Consider the following 19,848-nt stretch of genomic DNA (forward strand, 5'->3'; position numbering starts at 1 on the left):
CGTCCGCGCGTTCAACCAGCCTGGAATTGGACGATACGCCAGTTTGCATCGTGTTGTTGAACGCGCGGACGGCGAAACCGTCCACCCTACGTAGACCGAACCGGCATAAACAAAACCCCGGCAAGCGCGAGCTTGCCGGGGTTTTCGTTTGCCTGAACCCGAACGGATCAGTCGCGGTAGTCGCGATAGTAGCGGCGATCGCTGCTGCTCGAGCTGCTCAGCAGCTTGGCCAGCAGGAAGCCGACGGCGCCAGCGACCAGCAGGGCGGTACCCGGGTTGGTCTTGACGTATTCGGTGCTCTTGGCCGAGTAGTTCTGGTAGGTCTCGCCCAGCTGGCCCTTGCGCTGGCCCAGGCTTTCCGACGCGCCGCTCAGCATGCCGCTGATGCGGTCGACACCGGCGTGGGCGGTGCTGACCAGGCGGTCGACCAGCGGCTGCGCACCTTGCGCGACCTGGTCGATCTTCTGGTGCAGCTTGTCCGGCGACACGTTGGCCATCGCGGCCTTGATGCCACCCTGGCCGCCCTGCGACTGGTCGCTGCCCGACGACGAATCGGCCGATTGTGCGCTGGCGCCGCCCATGCTGCCGCTGCTGCTCATGGTGGTGCCCGACGACGAGCCGGTGGTGCTGCCCGCGGTGCTGCCGCTCGAGCCCAGGGCGCTGTTGCCGCCGCTGGTGCTGCTCAGGCTGCCGCTGCTGCCTGCTGCGCTGGAACCCGACGACGCGGACGAACCGCTCTGCTGGCTGCCCAGCGAGCTGCTGCTGCCCAGGTTGCCCGAGCTTTGCGAGCTGCTTTGCTGGCTGCCGGCATTGCTGCTGCCGCCGACGGCGCCGCTGCTGCTGCCGGTGGCAGGCTTGGCGGTGCTCGGCGAGGCGTTGGCGCTGCCGAGGCTGCCCGACGAGCCGCTCTGGCTGTTGCTCGAGGCGCTGCTGCCCTGGCTCAGGCCGGAATTCTGGCTTTTACCAATGCTCGAACCCAGACCCTCGCGGCTTGCGTCGCTGCCTTTTCCCTCGGTAGATTTCTGATTATCCATGATGTATCCCTCGTAAAAATGTAGACCAACGCGAAGTAGACCGATACTCGACTATCACCACATTCTTCCTCGATTCCGCCTGAAACAGAATGAAGGGACGAAATGGGCATGCGCTACATCAATGTGGCACTTGGGTTCTTGCCTTAGGTCACGCCTTCGTTGTCGTGACCTAAAGCGAGCGCAAAAGTTCCACCATTAGCGCTGACGGCCATCTCGTCGCTGCTGAAGCGGTCGCCTGTGGCGGTCCGAATCGCGCGCAGTATCGGACACTGCGTCGCGATACAAAAAATACAATGCCCGGCCAGTCCACACAGTGCGTTGACTAACAGAGCCGTCCTGCCGGGTTGGCGTACGCCTGCGAATCTGCTTGCATCCTTTCTCATCCGCGTTACAATGCAAATGATAATCATTATCAATTGAGGATGCTCCGGCGCCTCCCGCATCGAAAGGAAACGCGCATGTGCGACAAACACGCCTCCCTGCATGAATCCTGCGCCACCGGTTCGCGCCGCCGCCGCGTGTGGGAACTGAGTTCCACCAGCCATTGCCCGCTGGTGGGCGTGGCCCTGCCCCTGGGCGCCCTGCGCAAGCTGGTGGAACGGGTCACGGGCGGCCGGCTGCTGCACGACGACTACGACATCCACGTCGGCGCGGTCAGCGAGTGCGCGCTGCGCAATCCCCTGTCGGAAGCGCTGCAGAAGGAGCTGGAACGGCGCTACGCCGGCGACATCGCCCGCTTTCGCGCAGCCAAGAGCACCGAAGAAGTCGCCGCCCTGTGGGCGAAGGCGGTCGCGGCCGGCAACGTGCCCGGCGCCTTCTGGGCCGGCCTGACCCACCCGCGCTGCACGGCCGACCTCGAGCAGCGCATGTGCCGCGACATTCACATGGTGCAGCACCAGGCCGGCGCCTGCGTACGCGCCGACATGGACAAATACAATGCCCTGCTGCTTGATAACGCCCGCCTGATGCGCGAGCTGGCCCGGGCGCAGGGACGCTGCCAGCTACTGCAGCAGGAAAAGGCCGAGATGGCCGAACGCCACGAGCAGCAACTGATGCAGGCGCGCGCAGCCACTATCGCGAAAGACACCGATATCTATCAATTGCGTCATGCGCTCGAAAGCTTGAAAGCCGAGGTCCCCGAGCTGGAAGAACGCAAGCGCCTCGCCAACCGCCTGGCGCAGATGGAAGAACGCGAAGCGGCTTTGAGGTCCCAGCTGGCCGCGCTGAAGGCGGCTGCATCCCGGCCTGCCGTGGAGCCGCCTGAAGCGCCTCCGCCCGCGAGCGAGACTCCGGTGGAAGCGGTGGAGATCCCGATCCGCCTGGTCAACCGCAGCGTGCTGTGCGTGGGGGGACGCAGCGGCAGCGTGCCGGTCTACCGCAACGTGGTCGAACGTGTCGGCGCCCAGTTCGCCCACCACGACGGCGGGCTGGAAGACAGCGCCGGCCAGCTGGACGCCAGCCTGGCCGCGGCCGACCTGGTGATCTGCCAGACCGGCTGCATCAGCCACCACGCCTACTGGCGCGTGAAGGACCATTGCAAGCGCACGGGCAAGCGCTGCATCTTCATCGACAACCCGAGCGTGTCGAGCCTGGTGCGGGGCTTGCAGGAAGCGGCAACGCCTGTGTGAACGCGCGTGGGGCGGAAATGGAAAAAGCCCGTGTCCTTGGGAGACACGGGCTTTCTAATTCTTTGGTGCCGCTGACCGGAATCGAACTGGTGACCTTCGCATTACGAATGCGCTGCTCTACCGACTGAGCTACAGCGGCTCTACGCCGGGCGAACCGGACGAAGAGCCGTATTCTAGCAAACAACTTCGCAAACTTGCTAGTCCGACTCGGCAATTTCAGGCGTCGATTGCCAAATAATCACTCCGCGTGATAGCTGGTCACCAGGTCGACCTCGGCCTTTGAACCGAGGAAGACCGGCACGCGCTGGTGCAGCTTGGTCGGCGGGATATCCATGATGCGTCCGCGCCCGTCGGTGGCGGCGCCGCCGGCCTGCTCGACGATCATGGCCATCGGGTTGGCTTCGTACATCAGGCGCAGCTTGCCCGGCGAGGATGGGTCGCGCAGGTCGGCCGGGTACATGAAGATGCCGCCGCGGTTCAGGATGCGGTGCACGTCGGCCACCATCGAGGCGATCCAGCGCATATTGAAATCCTTGCCGCGCGGGCCGGTGGAACCCGCCAGCATTTCGTCGACATAGCGCTGCACCGGCGGGTGCCAGTGGCGCTTGTTGGACATATTGATCGCGAATTCCTTGGTCGTATCCGGGATTTGCATATTGCTCTGGGTGAGCACCCAGGAACCCATCTCGCGGTCCAGGGTGAAGCAGTGTACGCCGTTGCCGGTGGTGAGCACCAGCATGGTCTGCGGGCCGTAGACCGCATAGCCGGCCGCGACCTGCTGGGTGCCCGGCTGCAGGAAGTCCTGCTCGGTCGGTTCGGCCATGCCTTCCGGGGCCTTCAGCACCGAGAAGATGGTGCCGATCGAGACGTTGACGTCGATGTTCGAGGAGCCGTCCAGCGGGTCGAACAGCAGCAGGAATTCGCCTTTCGGGTAACGGCTCGGGATCTGGCGGATGGTTTCCATCTCTTCCGAGGCCATGGCCGCCAGGTGGCCGCCCCACTCGTTCGCCTCGAGCAGGATCTCGTTGGAGATCACGTCGAGCTTCTTCTGCACTTCGCCCTGGATGTTCTCGGTCTCGGCGCTGCCCAGCACCTCGCCCAGCGCACCCTTGCTGACCGAATAGCTGATGCGCTTGCAGGCGCGCGCCACGACCTCGATCAGGAGGCGCAGTTCGGCGTTGATGTTCTGGTGGAGGCGCTGCTCCTCGACCAGGTATTGCGTGAGACTGACGCGTTTCATGGACTTCCTTTGGTTTGGTTTGGATTCTTGTTGTGGCGTTCAACGCGTCCACGCATGGATGCGGCGCGTGTTGTTCACGCACGGATTGAACGCGTGGGTGGAGGACCGCCCACCCTACGATTAACTGGCGAGTGCCTTGGTCACGATCTCGCGCACGTCGTTGGACAGGCGCTGCTGCCCCGCCACCTGCTGCAGCGCGGTCTTCATGTGCTGCTGCAGGGCCGGGGTGTAGCGGCGCCAGCGGTCCATGGCGCGGGCCAGGCGCGCGGCCACCTGCGGGTTGAGGGCGTCGAGCAGGGTCACGTGCTCGGCCCAGAACAGGTAGCCGCTGCCGTTCGGCGCGTGGAACTCGACGGGGTTGTTCATGCAGTAGGTCGCGACCAGGCTGCGTGCGCGGTTCGGGTTGCGCAGGTTGAAGGCCGGGTGGCGCATCAGTTCGCGCACCTTGGCAATGTCGGTGGTCGGCGCCGAAGCCTGCATCGCGAACCACTTGTCGACCACCAGCGCCTCGTCCTGGAACTCCTCGTAGAAGCGGGCCAGCTCGGCTTCCGCCTGCGGCGCGCGCGCATGGATCAGGGCATTCAGTGCCGCCGCACGGTCGGTCATGTTGTCGGCCTGCTGGCACTGGCGCAGCGCCAGGGCGACGGTTTCCTCGTCGGGCGCCGCGTTCAGGTAGGACAGCGCCAGGTTCTTCAGGGCGCGTTTTCCGCTTGAGATGGCATCCGGGCTATAGGCGCCCGGCGTCTGGTTGGCTTCATACTGGGCCAGCAGCTCGCTGCGCAGGCGCGCGCCGATGTTCGCGCGCATGAACTGGCGCGCCATGTGCACGGCCAGCGGGTCGACCACCTCGAGCTGCTCGGCGATCATGGTTTCGGTCGGCAGCAGCAGGGCCTGTTCGCGGAAGGCCGGGTCGAGCGACTCGTCCGTCAGCATCTTGCGCATCGCATCGATGAAGGTGTCGTCCAGGCTCAGGCGGCTGGATACCGGCGCTTCGCCGGTTAGCTTGAGCAGGCGGCCCATGGCCAGGCGCTGGCCGGCTTCCCAGCGGTTGACCGGGTCGGAATCGAAGCTGAACAGGTGCAGCAGGTCGCTGTCGCTGTAGCCGTGCTGGAGGATCACGGGCGCCGAGAAGTCGCGCAGCACCGAAGGCACCGGTTGCTCCTTCACGCCGGTGAAGACGAAGGTCTGCTCGGCTTGCGTCAGTTCCAGCACGACGGTGGTGCCGACATCCTTGCCGTCCAGGGTCAGGGGCATGTCGCGGCCCTCGCGGTCGAGCAGGCCGACCGCCACCGGGATGTGGAAGGGACGCTTCTCCGGCTGGCCGGGGGTCGGCGGGCAGGACTGGTACAGGGTGATGCCGTAGGTCTGGGCGCCTTCGTCGTAGCGCGCCTCGAAGCGCAGCACCGGGGTGCCGGCCTGGTCGTACCAGCGCTCGAACTGCGTCAGGTCGCGGCCGTTGGCGTCGGCCATGGCCAGGCGGAAGTCGTCGCAGGTGACGGCCTGGCCGTCATGGCGCTGGAAATACAGGTCCATGCCCTTGCGGAAGCCCTCAACGCCCAGCAGGGTCTGGTACATGCGCACGACTTCGGCACCCTTCTCGTACACCGTGACGGTGTAGAAGTTGTTGATCTCGACAAAAGAGTCCGGACGCACCGGGTGGGCCATGGGGCCGGCGTCCTCGGGGAACTGGGCCTGGCGCAGGGTGCGCACCTGGTCGATGCGGGTGACGGCGCGGCCGGTATCGGTGCCGATCATGTCGGCGGTGAACTCCTGGTCGCGGAACACCGTCAGGCCTTCCTTCAGCGAGAGCTGGAACCAGTCGCGGCAGGTGACACGGTTGCCGGTCCAGTTGTGGAAGTACTCGTGCGCCACCACCGCCTCGATGCCCTGGAAGTCGATGTCGGTCGCCACGCGCGGGTTGGCCAGCACGAACTTGGTGTTGAAGATGTTCAGGCCCTTGTTTTCCATCGCGCCCATGTTGAAGTCGCTGGTGGCGACGATCATGAAGCGGTCCAGGTCGAGTTCCAGCCCATAGCGCTCTTCGTCCCAGCGGATGCTGTGCTTGAGCGACTGCATGGCGTAGTCGGTCTTGTCGAGGTTGCCCTCCTCCACCCAGACCTGCAGCAGCGCGTCGCGGCCATCGGCCAGGCGGAAGGTCTCTTCCTGGCATACCAGGCGCGCGGCGACCAGGGCGAACAGGTAGGACGGCTTCTTGAAGGGGTCTTCCCACTTGGCATAGTGGCGGCCATCGCCCAGGTCGCCCTCTTCGACCAGGTTGCCGTTACCCAGCAGCACCGGATAGCGTTCCTTGTCGGCGCGCAGCATGACCGTGTAGACGGCCATCACGTCCGGGCGGTCCGGGAAATAGGTGATGCGACGGAAGCCCTCCGCTTCGCACTGGGTGAAGAAATTGCCGTTCGAGGTGTACAGGCCGCTCAGCGTGGTGTTCTGCTCGGGCACGCAGACGGTCTCGATCTCGAGCACAGCTTCCTCGGGCGCGTTCGGGATCGTCAGCATGCTGCCGTTGATCGCATAGTCGCGCTCCTGCAATTCGCGGCCGTTCATGCGCAGCGCCACCAGCTCGATGTCTTCGCCGTAGAGCTCGATCTCGCGCTGGGCGCTGTCGGGGTTGCGGCGAATCGTCATGCGGTTGGCAACCACCGTGCGGGCGGGGTCGAGGTCGAAGCCGAGTTCGACGGTGTCCACCAGGTAGCTCGGCGGGGTGTAGTCACTGCGGTAGATCGTCTGGGGCGTATCGGTGCGCATAGGAAAATCCGCGTTGGCAGGTTAAGGTCTGTAGAAGGTGCTTATTCTACCAACAAGATTTTCCGGCGCTTGCTCCGTTTCGGACTGTATCGGAATGTGCACCTGGTAACGGCGTGTAAATTATTCTGCGAGAATGCCGAACAGAACTTACTATAGACGATCGGAAAAGTCCGCACAGACAATGGAGATAGCAATGAAACGCCTGATGATCGCCGCCGGAGCAGTCTTTACGCTGCTGCTGACGGGCTGCGCCACCACGATCCGCAGCGACGTGACCACCTTCCACCAGTGGCCGGCGCAGATCGAGGACAAGAGCTATGTATTCGAAACCCCGCCGCCCCAGGACGACACCCTGGAATGGCGCGCCTACCAGGACCTGGTGCGCGGCCAGCTGGCTGCCCTGGGCTTCCGCGACGCCAACGGCGCCACGCCGGCGCTGACCGTCTCGATGCGCTTCACGACCACCGACATGCCGGTGCGCGTGGTGGAACCGGTGATGTCGCCGTTCTACCAGCCGATGTTCGCGCCGCGCTTCGCCTACTTCCGCGGCCGCAACGGCGCCATTTATCGCCGCTACGTGGGCGGCGGCTTCTACAGCCCCTTCTACGATCCTTTCTGGAACCAGGGCTACCAGGTCTCGATCGAGCACTACTATCGCCGCGAACTGCAGGTCGGCATCAAGCAGGCCCGCGACGGCAAGCGCCTGTTCGACGTCACCGTGCACAACACCAGCCGCCAGATGTCGACCCCGGCCGTGATGCCGGCGCTGGTGCAGAGCGCCTTCCAGGGCTTCCCTGGCCCGTCGGGCGTGGCGCGCCGGGTGGTGCTGGAGCAGAAAGAGGGCTGAGCGCTTGCTCGCAGCAATTGGCAACGGGGCTTCGGCCCCGTTTTTGTTGGGCGGCCGGTTTTGCAGTCGCCATTTTCAAGTGTATTGATCGGCGAATTCCGCGCTCGGTGGAATCGGAGTGATGACGTCGATCATTGTTCCGTTGGGATCGGCCGTGATGAAATGCCGCTGACCAAACGCTTCGCTACGGATATCGAGCAGGATCGGCAATCCAGCGTCTTCAATCAGTCGCTTGTACTCGGCGTCCACGTCTTCCACTTCGAAGTTGAGCAGCACGCCACCCACGACTTTCCTTCCGACATCCGGAATGGTCGGGTGATTGACGTCCAGCAGTGCCAGTTCGTACTCGGCACGCTGCCCGTGCTTCAGGCTCACGTACCACTCGCTATCGAAACTCACGTCAAAGCCGAAATGCCGCACATAGAAGTCGCGGCTTTCCGCAACGCGCTCGCAGCACAGCACTGGATAGTTGCCCCGAAGTGGACTCATCGTTATCTCCTTTGTTTGTTAAGATACATACAGAATGTATGTGATTGCATACAGGCTGTATGTGAACACGCATACACGCTGTATGTCAATAGAATCGACTCGGAATGGATATGGAAAAAAAATCGCCTGGAACAGCGGCCCCGAAGCGGACTGCCCGGGCCGGCGCCCCGGAACGGATCGCGCGGGCCACGCAGCGTGACGCAACGATCTCTCGCCTGCTCGCCGTAGCGCGCGCGGGTTTTGCCGAGCATGGGTATGCGGCGGCGGCTACGGAGGAGATGGTGCATGCCGCCGGGGTGACGCGCGGCGCCCTCTATCATCATTTCGGGAGCAAGGAGGGGCTGTTTCGTGCGGTACTCAAGCAGGTACACGCCGAGGTCGCAGAACGCGTCGGCGCCGCGGCGCAGGCCGAACCCGATGATTGGGAAGCGCTGCTGGCCGGATGCCGTGCGTTTCTCTCCGCAGCAAACGATCCCGCGACCCAGCAAATCATGCTCATCGACGGTCCTGCGGTCCTGGGCTGGAGCGAGTGGCGCCAGATGGACGAGGAGCACTCGCTGCACCTGTTACGAGACCACCTCGACCTGCTTGCCGGGCAAGGCAAGTTGCGTACACGACGGACGGAGCCGCTTGCCCATCTGCTGTCAGGCGCGATGAACGAGCTGGCGCTGTGGGTCGCACAGCCAGGCGGGAGCGGCGACGCGCTTGCCGAGGCGACTGCGGCATTGGAGGAAACGCTCAACGGCCTCAGGGCCTAGCGCTCGGAGTCGCCCGGCGGGAGTCAGGTTTCCACCCGCTTCTTCAGCTCAAGCGTAATTTCTTGCTTGCAGAAGTGGATTGTTTCGGCAAGCTCAGCGGACACGAAGACCGATGCATCGCCAGTCCCACGCAGATAGGAATGCAAGGCGTGGTTCATGACATGGCGATGCGCTTCCGGCAGGCGCTCCATGGCCCAGCTGGCCGCAAGGTCCTTGGACACGATCTTTCCGGTAGATGCCGTGAACCAGATGCGCGCCAGCGCGAGGAGGACGGTGATTTCGTCGCCCTCCCAGTCTGCGTCGCGATTCCACTGCTTGCAGGTATCCGACATGGCTCGCTGCAGATCGGAAGCAGGGACGCTGTCGAATAACTCTGCAGCCGAAGGCCCGACCAGCGCCATGCTGTGCTTGCGGACCTTCGTGAGCAGAATCGCCAAGTCGACATCGAGCATCTCAAGCTCGATCCGGCCACCGAGAATGTCCTCGCGGAGCCACTGCTAGCAAAAACGTGCACAAAAGTGTGCAACGTTCTCTTCCTGTCCCGAGCCGTCCTGCTGACCGTGCTCGTGCCTGGCAGGCGTGACTTTCCCGCCTCCCGCCGGCCCCTGGCCGGCGGGAGTGCCCGGCGTCGCCGCCGGACTCGCCACGGGTAGCGCCGTTGCCGCCGCGAGGGCGCCGGTGGCGAGCCGCTGCAAATTGATGGCCGCGTTGACGTCGCGGTCGTGGTACGCGCCGCAGCCGGCGCAGGTCCAGGCGCGCCCGCCCAGGGCCAGGGCGGCGTTGCGTGCCCCGCAGCCCGAGCAGAGCTTGCTGGACGGGTACCAGCGGTCGGCCAGCACGATCAGGGTGCCGTAGCGCGCAGCCTTGTACAGCAGTTGGCGACGGATCTCGTAAAAGCCCACGTCCGAGATCGCGCGGGACAATCTGGCGTTGGCCAGCATGCCGCTCACGTTCAGGTCCTCGATCGCCACCGCTTGGTTTTCGCGGCAGAGGCGGGTCGTGAGCTTGTGGGTGAAGTCCCGCCGCACCCGGGCGATACGGGCGTGCAGGCGCGCCAGCGCCTGCGCTGCCTGGATGCGCTTGTTCGACACGGGCAGCCGCGTGCCTTTCGGGATCCGGCCCGCGATCCCGGCCAGCGCCTTTGCGGCATCGAGCTTGCGCGACAGGCGCCGGCTGCGGATGCGCAGGCGGCGCAGCGCGGCCTTCAAGGGACGGGGCGCCCCGATCTTCTCGCCGCTGGCGAGCGTGGCGGCGGCGCTCACGCCGAGGTCGACCCCAGTGACACCGTGGCTGCTACGCGGCAGGCGCGCCGCTGCATCGGGCACCTCGACCTGGACGCACAAGAACCAGTGATCCGCTTCGCGCGAGATGCTCGCGCCCAGGATGCGTCCAGGCCAGCGCAGCGCTTCGTGCAGCGCCACCCGGCCGACCTTGGGCAGCACGGCAGTGGTTCCCTCGATCCTGAACTTGTCGTTGGCCAGGTAGAACGCGTCGCGGCAGCGCCCCTTTTTCTTGAATGCTGGAGGATGTGCAGGCCTTCCCGCGCGGCGCTGCTCGAAGTAGCGGGTCCAGGCCCTGGCGAGATTCGAAAAGGGCTGGGCGTGCGCGTCGCGATGGATGGTGCGCAGCCAAGGCCGGCCGTTCTCGTCAAGCCAGGCTGGGTTTGAGTACTTGATCCTGTTGAACTGCTTCTTTAGCGCCATCGCGTTCGGCTTGCCGCCAGCGGCGGCCTGGCGCTGCCATTCGGCGAGGGCCCAGTTCCATACCCGGCGGGCGGCGCCGGCCGCGCGCGCGAAATAGTCACGCTGCTCAAGCGTCGGCTGAATCTTGATCCGGTGCGCCAGCAGCATGGCAGCGTGTCGAATTCCTAAAGTGCTTTCCATTGTCATTATTCGACACTTGTGCGCACGTTAAGTTCTACTAGAGTCTAGCTCCGATGCCCTCAGCAACCTGGAGCTGCCTGGCGCGGCTGAATGATGGAGAAGCTCGTGCATGAGTTCATTGCGCCTACCTTCCGTCAAGGGCTGCGCAACCGACACCATCAGGTCGAGGTCGCTGGATGGCTTCAGGCCGCCGTCGACGGCTGATCCATATAGATGCACTGCGAGCAGCTGATCAGCCAGCCGTGACCGCAGCACATCACAAACGGCGGACAGTTGCGAAGCGGCTTCTGCCGGGAGAGGCATCATGCTGAGCTTAGCTGAAGTAGGCTTCCGAACCGAAGGTGATCGCCACGATCAGGATCAGCGCGAAGGCCAGCACGATCAGCAGGCGGCCGAACTTCGGCGCGCCGTCGTTCCCGGAGGCTCCGCCGTTTTCTTCGTTCGCGTCCCTCATGGCAGCAGCACCGTCGAGCCGGTGGTACGGCGTCCTTCCAGCGCGCGGTGCGCCTCGGCCGCGTCACGCAGCGCGAAGCGCTGCTTGACCTCCACGGCGATCTTGCCGCTCTCGACCATCCCGAACAGGTCGGCGGCCATCGCTTCCAGCTTTTCTCGATCCGAGGCGTAAGCGAACAGGGTCGGACGGGTGATATACAAGGACCCGCGCGAAGCCAGTTCACTCAGCGCGAAGGGCGGCACGGCGCCGGAGGCATTGCCGAAGCTGACCATCAGGCCGCGCGGCTGCAGGCAGTCCAGCGAGCGGATGAAGGTGTCCTTGCCGACCGAGTCGTACACCACCGGCACCTTCGCCCCCTTGGTGATCTCGAGCACGCGCGCAACCACGTCCTCGGTGTTGTAGTTGATGACGTGGGCCGCGCCATGGGCCCTAGCCAGTTCCGCCTTCTCTTCGGAGCCGACGGTGCCGATCAGGTTCACGCCCAGCGCCTTCGCCCACTGGCAGGCGATCAGGCCGACGCCGCCGGCCGCGGCGTGGAACAGGATGGTCTGGCCGGGTTTCAGCTCATAGGTCTGGCGGAACAGGTACTGCACCGTCAGGCCCTGCAGCATCATGGCGGCGCCCTGCTCGAAAGAGATCGATTCCGGCAGGCGCACCAGCAGATGCGCCGGCATGACGCGCGCCTCGCTGTAGGCGCCGCCCGCGCCGCCCGCATACACGACGCGGTCGCCCGGCGCCAGGTGGCTGACGCCCTCGCCCACAGCCTCCACCACGCCCGCGCCTTCCTGGCCGAGGATGGCGGGCAGCGCCATCTTGTACAGGCCGCTGCGGTAATAGGTGTCGATGTAGTTCAGCCCGATCGCGTGGTGGCGCACGCGCGCCTCGCCGGGACCGGGATCTCCGACCTCGACGTCCACGTACTCGAGCACTTCGGGGCCGCCCGTGGCGGCGATGCGGATGGCTTTCACCATGGTGGATTTCTCCTCAGGCGCAGGTCAGGAAAATGAGCGCGCCGCGATCAGCTGCGACAGCACCAGGCGCGCGGTCGAGACATTGGTGGCGCAGGCGATGTTGTGCACGTCGCAGGCGCGCACCAGGGCGTTGATGTCGGGTTCGTGGGGCTGCGGCGTCATCGGGTCGCGCAGGAAAATCACGCAATCGATCTCGCCCTCGACCAGCTGGGCGCCGATCTGGAGGTCGCCGCCGACCGGGCCGGAATGCTTGCGCTCGACCGTGAGTCCGAGCTCGTTGGCCAGGCGTCCGCCGGTGGTGCCGGTGGCGGACAGGGTGCAGGTCTTGAGGAAGTCGAGGTACTCGCCCGCGAGCGAGATCATGTCGTCCTTCTTCTTGTCGTGCGCGATCAGCGCAATCCTAGTTTTCGTCTTCGTCATTTTTTCAGCGAGAGCAAGTAGATCCCAATCAGCACGAGCCCCGTGCCGGCCAATTGCACGCCGGTGATCGGCTCGCCGAGGATCAGCGCGCCGAGGAAGAGCGTGGACACCGGCCCGATCATCCCGGCCTGCGAGGCGGTGGCGGCGCCGATGCGCTGCACCGCGGCCATGGTCATGAACACGGGGAAGACCGTACAGAATACCGCATTCACCAGCGAGAGCCAGTAAACCTCGGCCGGCTGCACCAGCATGCTCGCCGGGCGCAGCAGGAAGAACTGCAGCAGGCAGGCCACGCTCGATACGCACATGGCGTAGGCCACCAGGCGCAGCGATCCGATGCGGCGCACCATCTCGCCGGTGCCGAGCAGGTAGAAGGCGTAGCTGAGCGCCGATCCCAGCACGAACAGGGAGCCGAGCACGGTGCTGCCCGCGCCGCCGGCCAGGTCGTGCACGAAGACCAGCACGATGCCGCAATAGGCCAGCGCCAGCGCGGCCCATTCGGCAGGGCGCACGCGGCGCTTGAACACCATCACGTTGATGAGCAGGACGAAGGTCGGGGTCAGGAACAGGATCAGGCGCTCCAGCCCGACCGAGATGTGCTGCAGGCCGAGGAAGTCGAGGTAGCTCGACAGGTAGTAGCCGACCAGGCCGAGTCCGGTGATGCGCCAGCGGTCCTGCGAACTGAGCGGCGGTCCGACGCGCATCTTCCACACCGCCACAGCGATAAACACCGGAAGCGAGAACAGCATTCTGAACGCGATCAAAGTAACGGCGTCGATGTGGTAGCGATACAGCAGTTTGGCCACGATCGCCTTGGTTGAAAAGAGGACGGCGCCGGCGATGGCGATCGACAGGCCGGCGAGGACGGTGGCGCGTGGTAAAGGCGCAGCGGAATTGGCGGAAGCAGCATCGGTCATCCGACGATTGTAGGAGGAAATGGCCGCGCTTGCCGGGGGCGGGCTGAAGAGGAAGGGAGAACGGCGCCGAAGAGTCGTTGTCGAACAGCGCAAGTCAGCTATTCGAGGGGAACATGAGATGAATGCATCCGTGCTGGAGGAACGCGCTGGCCCTCCCGTTGCCATGGCGCTGGCCTGGCTCGCGCTGCTGACCTGCGCCTGCTGGGCCTGGCTCGCCTTCCAGGGCGCCCAGCCTGAGCCTGTGCCGGCAAGGCTGTCCGGCCCTAGCCTGCATGGACCGCCGCCCGCGCCGCTGCGCTCCGGACAGCTGCTGCTGGTGTTCGCCATGTGGACCGCCCTGTACGTGGCGCTGCTGCTGCCCGCCGCCGTGGGCGCGGTGGCCGCGGTCGACCGCATCGCGCGGCGCCGCAGCCTGCTGGGGTCCGGCCTCACGCCCTGGCTGTTCGCGCTCGGCTGCCTGCTGGCCTGGACCGGCTTCGCGGCCATCGTCACCCTGCTGCACTGGACCCTGCACGACGCCGGCATGCTGGACGCCACGTTGGCCGTGCGCCATCCGGCGGCCACCGGCCTGGTGCTGGTAGCGGCTGGCGCCTGGCAGTGGACCTCGTCCAAGCACGCCTGCCTGCAATACTGCCGCGCGCCCTTCCCCGCCCTGCTGGCCGGCTGGGGGCGAGGCCGGCTCGACGCCCTGTGGCAGGGCGCGGAACACGCGCGCACCGTCCTTGGCTGCTACTGGCTGATCGTGCTGCTGCCTCTGGCGGGCGGGCCCGGCAACCCCGCCATGGTGGCGGCGGTAGGCTTTTTGCTGCTGGCCGAGCTGCGCTTGAGGGACAGCACACTGGCTGCTTGCCTGGCGGGCCTGGGCATGGTCGCGTGGGGGACTCGACTGTTGTTTCCGTGACATGCCACACCGTTCTCCCGGCGATTTTGCAAGGGGGGCCTATGTTAGAATGTCGGCCACTCTTGCATACCAACTGGGGAATTCTCGACATGGCTGGACACAGCAAATGGGCCAATATCAAGCATAAGAAAGCCGCCACCGACGCCAAGCGCGGCAAGATCTGGACGCGCCTGATCAAGGAGATCACCGTGGCCGCTCGCATGGGCGGCAGCGACGTCAACTCGAATCCGCGCCTGCGCCTCGCAGTCGAAAAGGCGGCGGACGCGAACATGCCGAAGGATAACGTCACCCGCGCGATCCAGCGCGGCGCCGGCGAACTCGAAGGCGTGAACTACGAAGAGATCCGCTACGAAGGCTACGGCATCGGCGGCGCGGCGATCATCGTCGACTGCCTGACCGACAACCGCGTGCGTACCGTGGCCGAAGTGCGCCACGCCTTCAACAAGTACGGCGGCAATATGGGCACCGAGGGTTCGGTGGCCTTCATGTTCAAGCACGTCGGCCAGTTCCAGTTCGCGCCGGGCGTGGAAGAAGACAAGCTGATGGAAGCGGCCCTGGAAGCCGGCGCCGACGACGTGGTGCAGGACGAGGAAGGCGGCTTCGAAGTGCTGTGCGACCCGTTCGCCTACGCCGGCGTGAAGGAAGCGCTGGAAAAGGCCGGCTTCAAGGCCGAGGTCTCGGAAGTCATCATGAAGCCGGACAATGAAACCGTGCTCACCGGCGAAGACGCCGTCAAGATGCAGAAGATCCTCGATGCGCTGGAAAACCTGGACGACGTCCAGGACGTCTACACCAACGCCATCATTGAAGAGTAATTCTCGGAAAACCCTGTATGAAAATCCTCGTAGTCGGCTCCGGCGGCCGTGAACATGCCCTGTCCTGGAAACTCGCCCAATCGGAACGGGTCCAGGCCGTTTTCGTCGCTCCGGGCAACGGCGGCACCGCGTTGGACCCACGGTTGGTGAACATCGAGATCCTAGAGCCGGCGGCCCTGGCCGACTTCGTGGTGGCCGAAGGCGTCGCCCTGACCCTGGTGGGTCCGGAAGCGCCGCTGGCCGCCGGCATCGTCAACCTGTTCCGCTCGCGCGGCCTGAAGATCTTCGGGCCGACCAGGGAAGCGGCGCAGCTGGAAAGCTCGAAGGACTTCGCCAAGGCCTTCATGCAGCGCCATGGCATCCCGACCGCCAAGTACCAGAGCTTCTCCGATGCCGCGCAGGCCCACGCCTACGTGGACGCCAATGGCGCACCGATCGTCATCAAGGCCGACGGCCTGGCGGCCGGCAAGGGCGTGGTCGTCGCCATGTCGCTCGAGGAAGCACACGCCGCCGTCGACCACATGCTGTCCGATAACGCCTTCGGCGATGCCGGCGCGCGCATCGTGATCGAGGAATTCCTGGCCGGCGAAGAGGCCAGCTTCATCGTCATGTGCGACGGCAAGAACGTGCTGCCGCTGGCGACCAGCCAGGACCACAAGCGCCTGAAGGACAACGACGAAGGCCCGAACACCGGCGGCATGGGCGCCTACTCGCCCGCCCCGATCGTGACCCCGTCGATGCACGCCCGCGTGATGCGCGAAATCATCAACCCGACCATCCAGGGCATGGCCAAGGACGGCATCGTGTTCACCGGCTTCCTGTACGCCGGCCTGATGATCGACAGCGAAGGCAACCCGCGCACCCTGGAATTCAACTGCCGCATGGGCGACCCGGAAACCCAGCCGATCATGGCGCGCCTGAAGAGCGACTTCCTCATGGTGCTGGACCACGCCTGCAACGGCACCCTGGATGCCGTCGAACTGGAATGGGACCGCCGCACCGCGGTCGGCGTCGTGATGGCCGCCCATGGCTATCCGGACAGCCCGCGCAAGGGCGACGTCATCGACGGCATCCCCGCCGAGACTCCGGAATGCGTGACCTTCCACGCCGGCACCCAGCAGGTGGCCGGCTCGCTGCAGACCAGCGGCGGACGCGTGCTGTGCGTGGTCGGCCTGGGCGACAGCGTCAAGATGGCGCAGAAGCAGGCCTACGAGACCGTCGAGAAGATCCATTTCAACGGCGCGCAGTACCGCCGCGACATCGGCTGGCGCGGCCTGAAGTAAGCATTCGCATGTCCACTCCCGACCCTATCGCCATCAAGGCCTGGCTGCTGGACCTCCAGTCGCGCATCGTGCAGGCCCTCGAGGAAGTCGACGGCAAGCCCTTCCTGCGTGACACCTGGGAACGTCCGGAAGGTGGTGGCGGGATCTCGCGGCTGATCGAGGAAGGCAATGTGTTCGAGCGCGGCGGCGTGAACTTCTCGCACGTGACGGGTTCCAGCCTGCCGCCGTCGGCGATGGCTGCGCGCCCGGAACTGGCGGGCCGTGCCTGGGAAGCGATGGGTGTGTCGCTGGTGCTGCACCCGCGTAACCCTTACGCGCCGACCGTGCACATGAACGTGCGCTTCTTCGAGGCCACGCTTGATGGAAAAGAGCCGGTCTGGTGGTTCGGCGGCGGCATGGACCTGACGCCCTATTACGGCAACAAGGACGATGCCCGTCACTTCCACCAGACCTGCCACGACGCCCTGGCGCCCTACGGCGAAGACCTGCACCCGCGCTTCAAGAAGTGGTGCGACGAGTACTTCTACCTGAAGCACCGCAAGGAAGCACGCGGCGTGGGCGGCATCTTCTTCGACGACTTCAACGAGCTCGGCTTCGATGCGTCCTTCGCCATGGTGCGGCAGGTCGGCAACGGCTTCCTCGACGCCTACCTGCCGATCGTGAAGGCGCGCAAGGACCAGCCCTACGGCGAGCGCGAACGCGACTTCCAGGCCTACCGGCGCGGCCGCTACGTCGAGTTCAACCTGGTGTGGGACCGCGGCACCCTGTTCGGCCTGCAGTCGGGTGGACGGACCGAGGCGATCCTGATGTCGATGCCGCCGATCGTGAAATGGCGCTACGACTGGCACCCTGAGCCGGGCAGCATTGAGGCGGCGTTGTACACCGACTTCCTCCCGCACCGGGACTGGCTCGCCTCGTGACCCGCTGCGTTGCCCTGCTGGGTGGGAGCTTCGACCCGGTACACCACGGCCACGTCGCGCTGGCCGCGCTGTTCGCCGATCTCCTGCATCCGGACGAGCTGCGCATCCTGCCGGCCCTGCCCTGGCAGAAGGCGGGCCTGCAGGCCAGCAATGACGATCGCATCCGCATGCTGGAACTGGCCTTCGCCGGCCAGCCTTTCGAGGTCCGGATCGACACCAGGGAGATCGACCGCGGCACCCCGACCTATACGGTCGAGACCCTGCGCGGCTTGCGCGAAGAACTGGGCGAAGCAGTCTCGATCGTCTTCCTGATGGGAGCCGACCAGCTGCAAAAGCTCGACACCTGGCGCGACTGGCAGGATCTGTTCGCCTTGTGCAACCTCGGCGTGGCGGCGCGGCCCGGCTATGCCCTGGAGCAGGACAAGCTGCCGCTCGCCGTTGCCAGGGAGCTCTCGCGGCGGCTGGCGGCGCCCGCGGAAGTGCGCGCCAGCCCGCAGGGCAAGGTATGCTTGGCACATACACTGGCGGTAGACATTTCCGCCACCCAAATTAGAAATAGCCTCGGCAAGGAACCGGCTACCGGCGCGGACCAGGGCCCGGACCCTGGCGCGCTCGTTCCACGCGGAGTGCTAGACTATATTCAACAACATAACTTATATAAAAGCTAATGGATATCAAGAAACTGCAGACCCTCGTCGTTGACGCCCTCGAAGACGTCAAGGGCCAGGAAATCGTCCTGTTCGACACGACGCACCTGACCAGCCTGTTCGACCGCATCGCGGTCGTCTCGGGCACCTCGAACCGCCAGACCAAGGCGCTGGCCGCATCGGTGCGCGACAAGGTCAAGGCGGCAGGCGGCGACGTGGTCGGCATGGAAGGCGAAGATACGGGCGAATGGGTGCTGGTCGACCTGGGCGACATGATCGTCCACATCATGCAGCCGGCCATCCGCCAGTACTACCGCCTGGAAGAGATCTGGGGCGACAAGCCGGTCAAGCTGGGCGCGGCAAAGCGCAAGTCGACGCCGGAAGCGGCGGAAGCGGCCGAGTCGAAGGTCAAGTCGAAGCACCTGGCCGCCAACAAGGACGAGCCGGAAGCCCAGCCGGTCAAGGAGCGCAAGCCGGCTGCCAAGAAAGCGGCTGCAACCGCCGCCGCCAAGAAGCCGGCCGCGAAAAAGGTCCCGACCGGCAAGACCGTGAAGGTCGCGCCGAGCAAGAGCGAAGTGGCCGCCGTCGAGGCGACCAAGGCCAAGCCGCCGAAACGCGCGCCAAAAGCCGTTCCAGCCGACGCCGAGCCGGTGAAGAAGGTGATCCGCCGCGTGAAGAAGGCAGCAGAGTAATCCGCATCTTCCTCACATTATGCAGCTGATCATTGCCGCAGTCGGGCACAAGATGCCGGCCTGGATCGAGTCCGGCTTCGGCGAGTACACCAAGCGCATGCCGCCCGAGCTGCGCATCGTGCTCAAGGAAATCAAGCCAGTCGAGCGCTCCGGCAGCAAGACCGCCGCCACCGCCATGGCGCTCGAGCGCGAGCGCATCGAAGCCGTGCTGCCGAAAGGCGTGCGCATCATCGCGCTGGACGAGCGCGGCAAGGACCTGACCAGCGTCGGCCTGTCGCAGATGCTCGAATCCTGGCAGCAGGACGGGCGCGACACCGCCTTCCTGATCGGCGGCGCCGACGGCCTCGACCCGGCGCTGAAAGCCAGGGCCGAGGGCATGATCCGCATCTCGAGCATGACGCTGCCGCACGGTATCGTGCGCGTCATGCTTGCGGAACAGTTGTACCGTGCCTGGTCCATCACCCAGAACCACCCGTACCACCGCGTCTGAATCGCCGCTCCCGACCAATGAGACATACCGATAAGAAAATCTATCTCGCCTCCAAGAGCCCGCGCAGGCGCGAACTGCTGCGCCAGGTCGGCGTGGAATTCGAACTGCTGATGCTGCGCAGCGACCCGGCGCGCGGCGCCGTCGACGTCAGCGAAGACGTGCTGCCGGGTGAAGACCCGCACGTCTACGTCGCCCGGGTAGCCAGGGAAAAAGGCGCCTTCGCCTGGAACATCCTGCAGCAGCGCCGCCAGCCGCTGCGCCCGATCCTGACCGCCGACACCACCGTCACCATCGACGGCGAAATCCTCGGCAAACCGGCCGACAACCAGGAGGCGATCGCCATGCTCGAGCGCCTGTCGGGCCGCACCCACCAGGTGCTGACCTCGGTCGCGATCCACGCCGAGCGCGTGGCCGAGCAGATCACCCAGGTGTCGAATGTGCGCTTCGCCGCCTTGTCACCGGCGCAGATCAGGGCCTATTGCGCCACGACCGAGCCCTACGACAAGGCGGGCGGCTACGGCATCCAGGGCCTGGCGGCGCTGTTCGTCGAGCACATCGAGGGCAGCCATTCGGGCATCATGGGCCTGCCCCTCTTCGAGACGGCCCAGCTCCTGCGCAAAGCCGGTTATCCCGTGTAGGGGTGATCTGGTCCAGTGGACCAGATCACGGTTCCCCGACCGCGCGTTCAAGCAG

22 protein-coding genes and 1 tRNA gene are annotated in these 19,848 nt (G+C 65.3%); 11 read left to right on the forward strand and 12 right to left on the reverse strand.

Translation table 11 applies throughout. The features are described from left to right. Positions 1-167: 167 nt before the first annotated feature. A complete protein-coding gene (locus tag NX780_RS12820) occupies positions 168-1,034 on the reverse strand; it encodes a hypothetical protein (protein ID WP_258828259.1) in 867 nt (288 codons plus the stop codon). A 458-nt stretch (positions 1,035-1,492) separates the two neighbouring features. Here NX780_RS12820 and NX780_RS12825 point away from each other — a divergent pair, with 458 nt between their 5' ends. Continuing rightward, on the forward strand, positions 1,493-2,662 hold the full coding sequence (locus NX780_RS12825; protein WP_258828260.1) for a DUF2325 domain-containing protein: 1,170 nt from the start codon (positions 1,493-1,495) through the stop codon (positions 2,660-2,662). A gap of 63 nt (positions 2,663-2,725) precedes the next feature. Here the strand turns inward: NX780_RS12825 and NX780_RS12830 are convergent. The 3 genes from NX780_RS12830 to pepN all read right to left on the reverse strand — a co-directional run bounded on the left by NX780_RS12830 (position 2,726) and on the right by pepN (position 6,668). Continuing rightward, a tRNA-Thr gene (locus NX780_RS12830) sits at positions 2,726-2,801 on the reverse strand. 99 nt (positions 2,802-2,900) lie between these two features. Beyond that, positions 2,901-3,902 (reverse strand): class 1 fructose-bisphosphatase, encoded by a 1,002-nt coding sequence (locus NX780_RS12835; protein ID WP_258828261.1) that lies wholly within the window; start codon positions 3,900-3,902, stop codon positions 2,901-2,903. Positions 3,903-4,022: 120 nt separating this feature from the next. Continuing rightward, positions 4,023-6,668 carry an aminopeptidase N gene (gene pepN, locus NX780_RS12840; protein WP_258828262.1) on the reverse strand — a complete coding sequence of 882 codons (2,646 nt, stop codon included), beginning with the start codon at positions 6,666-6,668 and terminating at the stop codon, positions 4,023-4,025. Between the two features lie 193 nt (positions 6,669-6,861). Between pepN and NX780_RS12845 the strand changes: the two genes are divergently transcribed. After that, on the forward strand, positions 6,862-7,515 hold the full coding sequence (locus tag NX780_RS12845; protein ID WP_258828263.1) for a DUF4136 domain-containing protein: 654 nt from the start codon (positions 6,862-6,864) through the stop codon (positions 7,513-7,515). Between the two features lie 75 nt (positions 7,516-7,590). Here NX780_RS12845 and NX780_RS12850 read toward each other — a convergent pair whose 3' ends face one another. Beyond that, on the reverse strand, positions 7,591-8,004 hold the full coding sequence (locus tag NX780_RS12850; RefSeq protein ID WP_258828264.1) for a VOC family protein: 414 nt from the start codon (positions 8,002-8,004) through the stop codon (positions 7,591-7,593). Between the two features lie 110 nt (positions 8,005-8,114). Between NX780_RS12850 and NX780_RS12855 the strand changes: the two genes are divergently transcribed. Continuing rightward, positions 8,115-8,762 carry a TetR/AcrR family transcriptional regulator gene (locus tag NX780_RS12855; RefSeq protein ID WP_258828265.1) on the forward strand — a complete coding sequence of 216 codons (648 nt, stop codon included), beginning with the start codon at positions 8,115-8,117 and terminating at the stop codon, positions 8,760-8,762. A 23-nt stretch (positions 8,763-8,785) separates the two neighbouring features. Here NX780_RS12855 and NX780_RS12860 read toward each other — a convergent pair whose 3' ends face one another. From NX780_RS12860 to NX780_RS12890, 7 genes are read right to left on the reverse strand one after another with little or no spacing between them, the layout of a single operon-like run. Continuing rightward, positions 8,786-9,214, reverse strand: a complete 429-nt coding sequence (locus NX780_RS12860) for an aminoglycoside adenylyltransferase domain-containing protein (protein WP_258828266.1) — start codon at positions 9,212-9,214, stop codon at positions 8,786-8,788. Positions 9,215-9,259: 45 nt separating this feature from the next. After that, complete coding sequence (locus NX780_RS12865) at positions 9,260-10,645, reverse strand: RNA-guided endonuclease InsQ/TnpB family protein (protein ID WP_258828267.1); 1,386 nt, start codon at positions 10,643-10,645, stop codon at positions 9,260-9,262. Positions 10,646-10,672: 27 nt separating this feature from the next. Beyond that, positions 10,673-10,951, reverse strand: coding sequence for a nucleotidyltransferase domain-containing protein (locus tag NX780_RS12870; RefSeq protein WP_370663609.1), 279 nt, complete (start codon positions 10,949-10,951; stop codon positions 10,673-10,675). Between the two features lie 7 nt (positions 10,952-10,958). Beyond that, positions 10,959-11,099, reverse strand: a complete 141-nt coding sequence (locus NX780_RS12875; protein WP_258828268.1) for a hypothetical protein — start codon at positions 11,097-11,099, stop codon at positions 10,959-10,961. After that, positions 11,096-12,070: a quinone oxidoreductase family protein gene (locus NX780_RS12880; RefSeq protein ID WP_258828269.1), complete on the reverse strand. Its 975-nt coding sequence runs from the start codon at positions 12,068-12,070 to the stop codon at positions 11,096-11,098. Before NX780_RS12880 ends, NX780_RS12875 begins: the two co-directional genes overlap by 4 nt. A 24-nt stretch (positions 12,071-12,094) precedes the next feature. After that, positions 12,095-12,490 carry a methylglyoxal synthase gene (locus tag NX780_RS12885; RefSeq protein ID WP_258828270.1) on the reverse strand — a complete coding sequence of 132 codons (396 nt, stop codon included), beginning with the start codon at positions 12,488-12,490 and terminating at the stop codon, positions 12,095-12,097. Next, the gene (locus NX780_RS12890; protein ID WP_258828271.1) at positions 12,487-13,407 is read right to left on the reverse strand and encodes a DMT family transporter; all 921 of its coding nucleotides are present in this window, start codon (positions 13,405-13,407) and stop codon (positions 12,487-12,489) included. The genes NX780_RS12885 and NX780_RS12890 overlap by 4 nt, the downstream gene beginning before the upstream one ends. A gap of 118 nt (positions 13,408-13,525) precedes the next feature. Here NX780_RS12890 and NX780_RS12895 point away from each other — a divergent pair, with 118 nt between their 5' ends. From NX780_RS12895 to NX780_RS12930, 8 genes are all read left to right on the forward strand, one after another. Beyond that, positions 13,526-14,308: a DUF2182 domain-containing protein gene (locus NX780_RS12895; protein WP_258828272.1), complete on the forward strand. Its 783-nt coding sequence runs from the start codon at positions 13,526-13,528 to the stop codon at positions 14,306-14,308. 89 nt (positions 14,309-14,397) lie between these two features. Continuing rightward, positions 14,398-15,123, forward strand: a complete 726-nt coding sequence (locus tag NX780_RS12900) for a YebC/PmpR family DNA-binding transcriptional regulator (protein ID WP_258828273.1) — start codon at positions 14,398-14,400, stop codon at positions 15,121-15,123. 17 nt (positions 15,124-15,140) lie between these two features. Then, positions 15,141-16,406, forward strand: coding sequence for a phosphoribosylamine--glycine ligase (gene purD, locus NX780_RS12905; RefSeq protein ID WP_258828274.1), 1,266 nt, complete (start codon positions 15,141-15,143; stop codon positions 16,404-16,406). Between the two features lie 8 nt (positions 16,407-16,414). After that, on the forward strand, positions 16,415-17,326 hold the full coding sequence (gene hemF / locus NX780_RS12910) for an oxygen-dependent coproporphyrinogen oxidase (RefSeq protein ID WP_258828275.1): 912 nt from the start codon (positions 16,415-16,417) through the stop codon (positions 17,324-17,326). After that, positions 17,323-17,994, forward strand: a complete 672-nt coding sequence (locus NX780_RS12915) for a nicotinate-nucleotide adenylyltransferase (protein WP_258828276.1) — start codon at positions 17,323-17,325, stop codon at positions 17,992-17,994. Before hemF ends, NX780_RS12915 begins: the two co-directional genes overlap by 4 nt. Beyond that, the gene (gene rsfS, locus NX780_RS12920) at positions 17,994-18,665 is read left to right on the forward strand and encodes a ribosome silencing factor (RefSeq protein ID WP_258828277.1); all 672 of its coding nucleotides are present in this window, start codon (positions 17,994-17,996) and stop codon (positions 18,663-18,665) included. The genes NX780_RS12915 and rsfS overlap by 1 nt, the downstream gene beginning before the upstream one ends. Positions 18,666-18,684: 19 nt before the next feature. Further along, complete coding sequence (gene rlmH / locus NX780_RS12925; RefSeq protein ID WP_258828278.1) at positions 18,685-19,155, forward strand: 23S rRNA (pseudouridine(1915)-N(3))-methyltransferase RlmH; 471 nt, start codon at positions 18,685-18,687, stop codon at positions 19,153-19,155. 17 nt (positions 19,156-19,172) lie between these two features. Next, positions 19,173-19,793 carry a Maf family protein gene (locus NX780_RS12930; RefSeq protein ID WP_258828279.1) on the forward strand — a complete coding sequence of 207 codons (621 nt, stop codon included), beginning with the start codon at positions 19,173-19,175 and terminating at the stop codon, positions 19,791-19,793. Positions 19,794-19,848 lie beyond the last annotated feature (55 nt).

The organism is Massilia agri, assembly GCF_024753255.1.
GTDB classification, from domain to species: Bacteria; Pseudomonadota; Gammaproteobacteria; order Burkholderiales; family Burkholderiaceae_D; genus Telluria; species Telluria agri.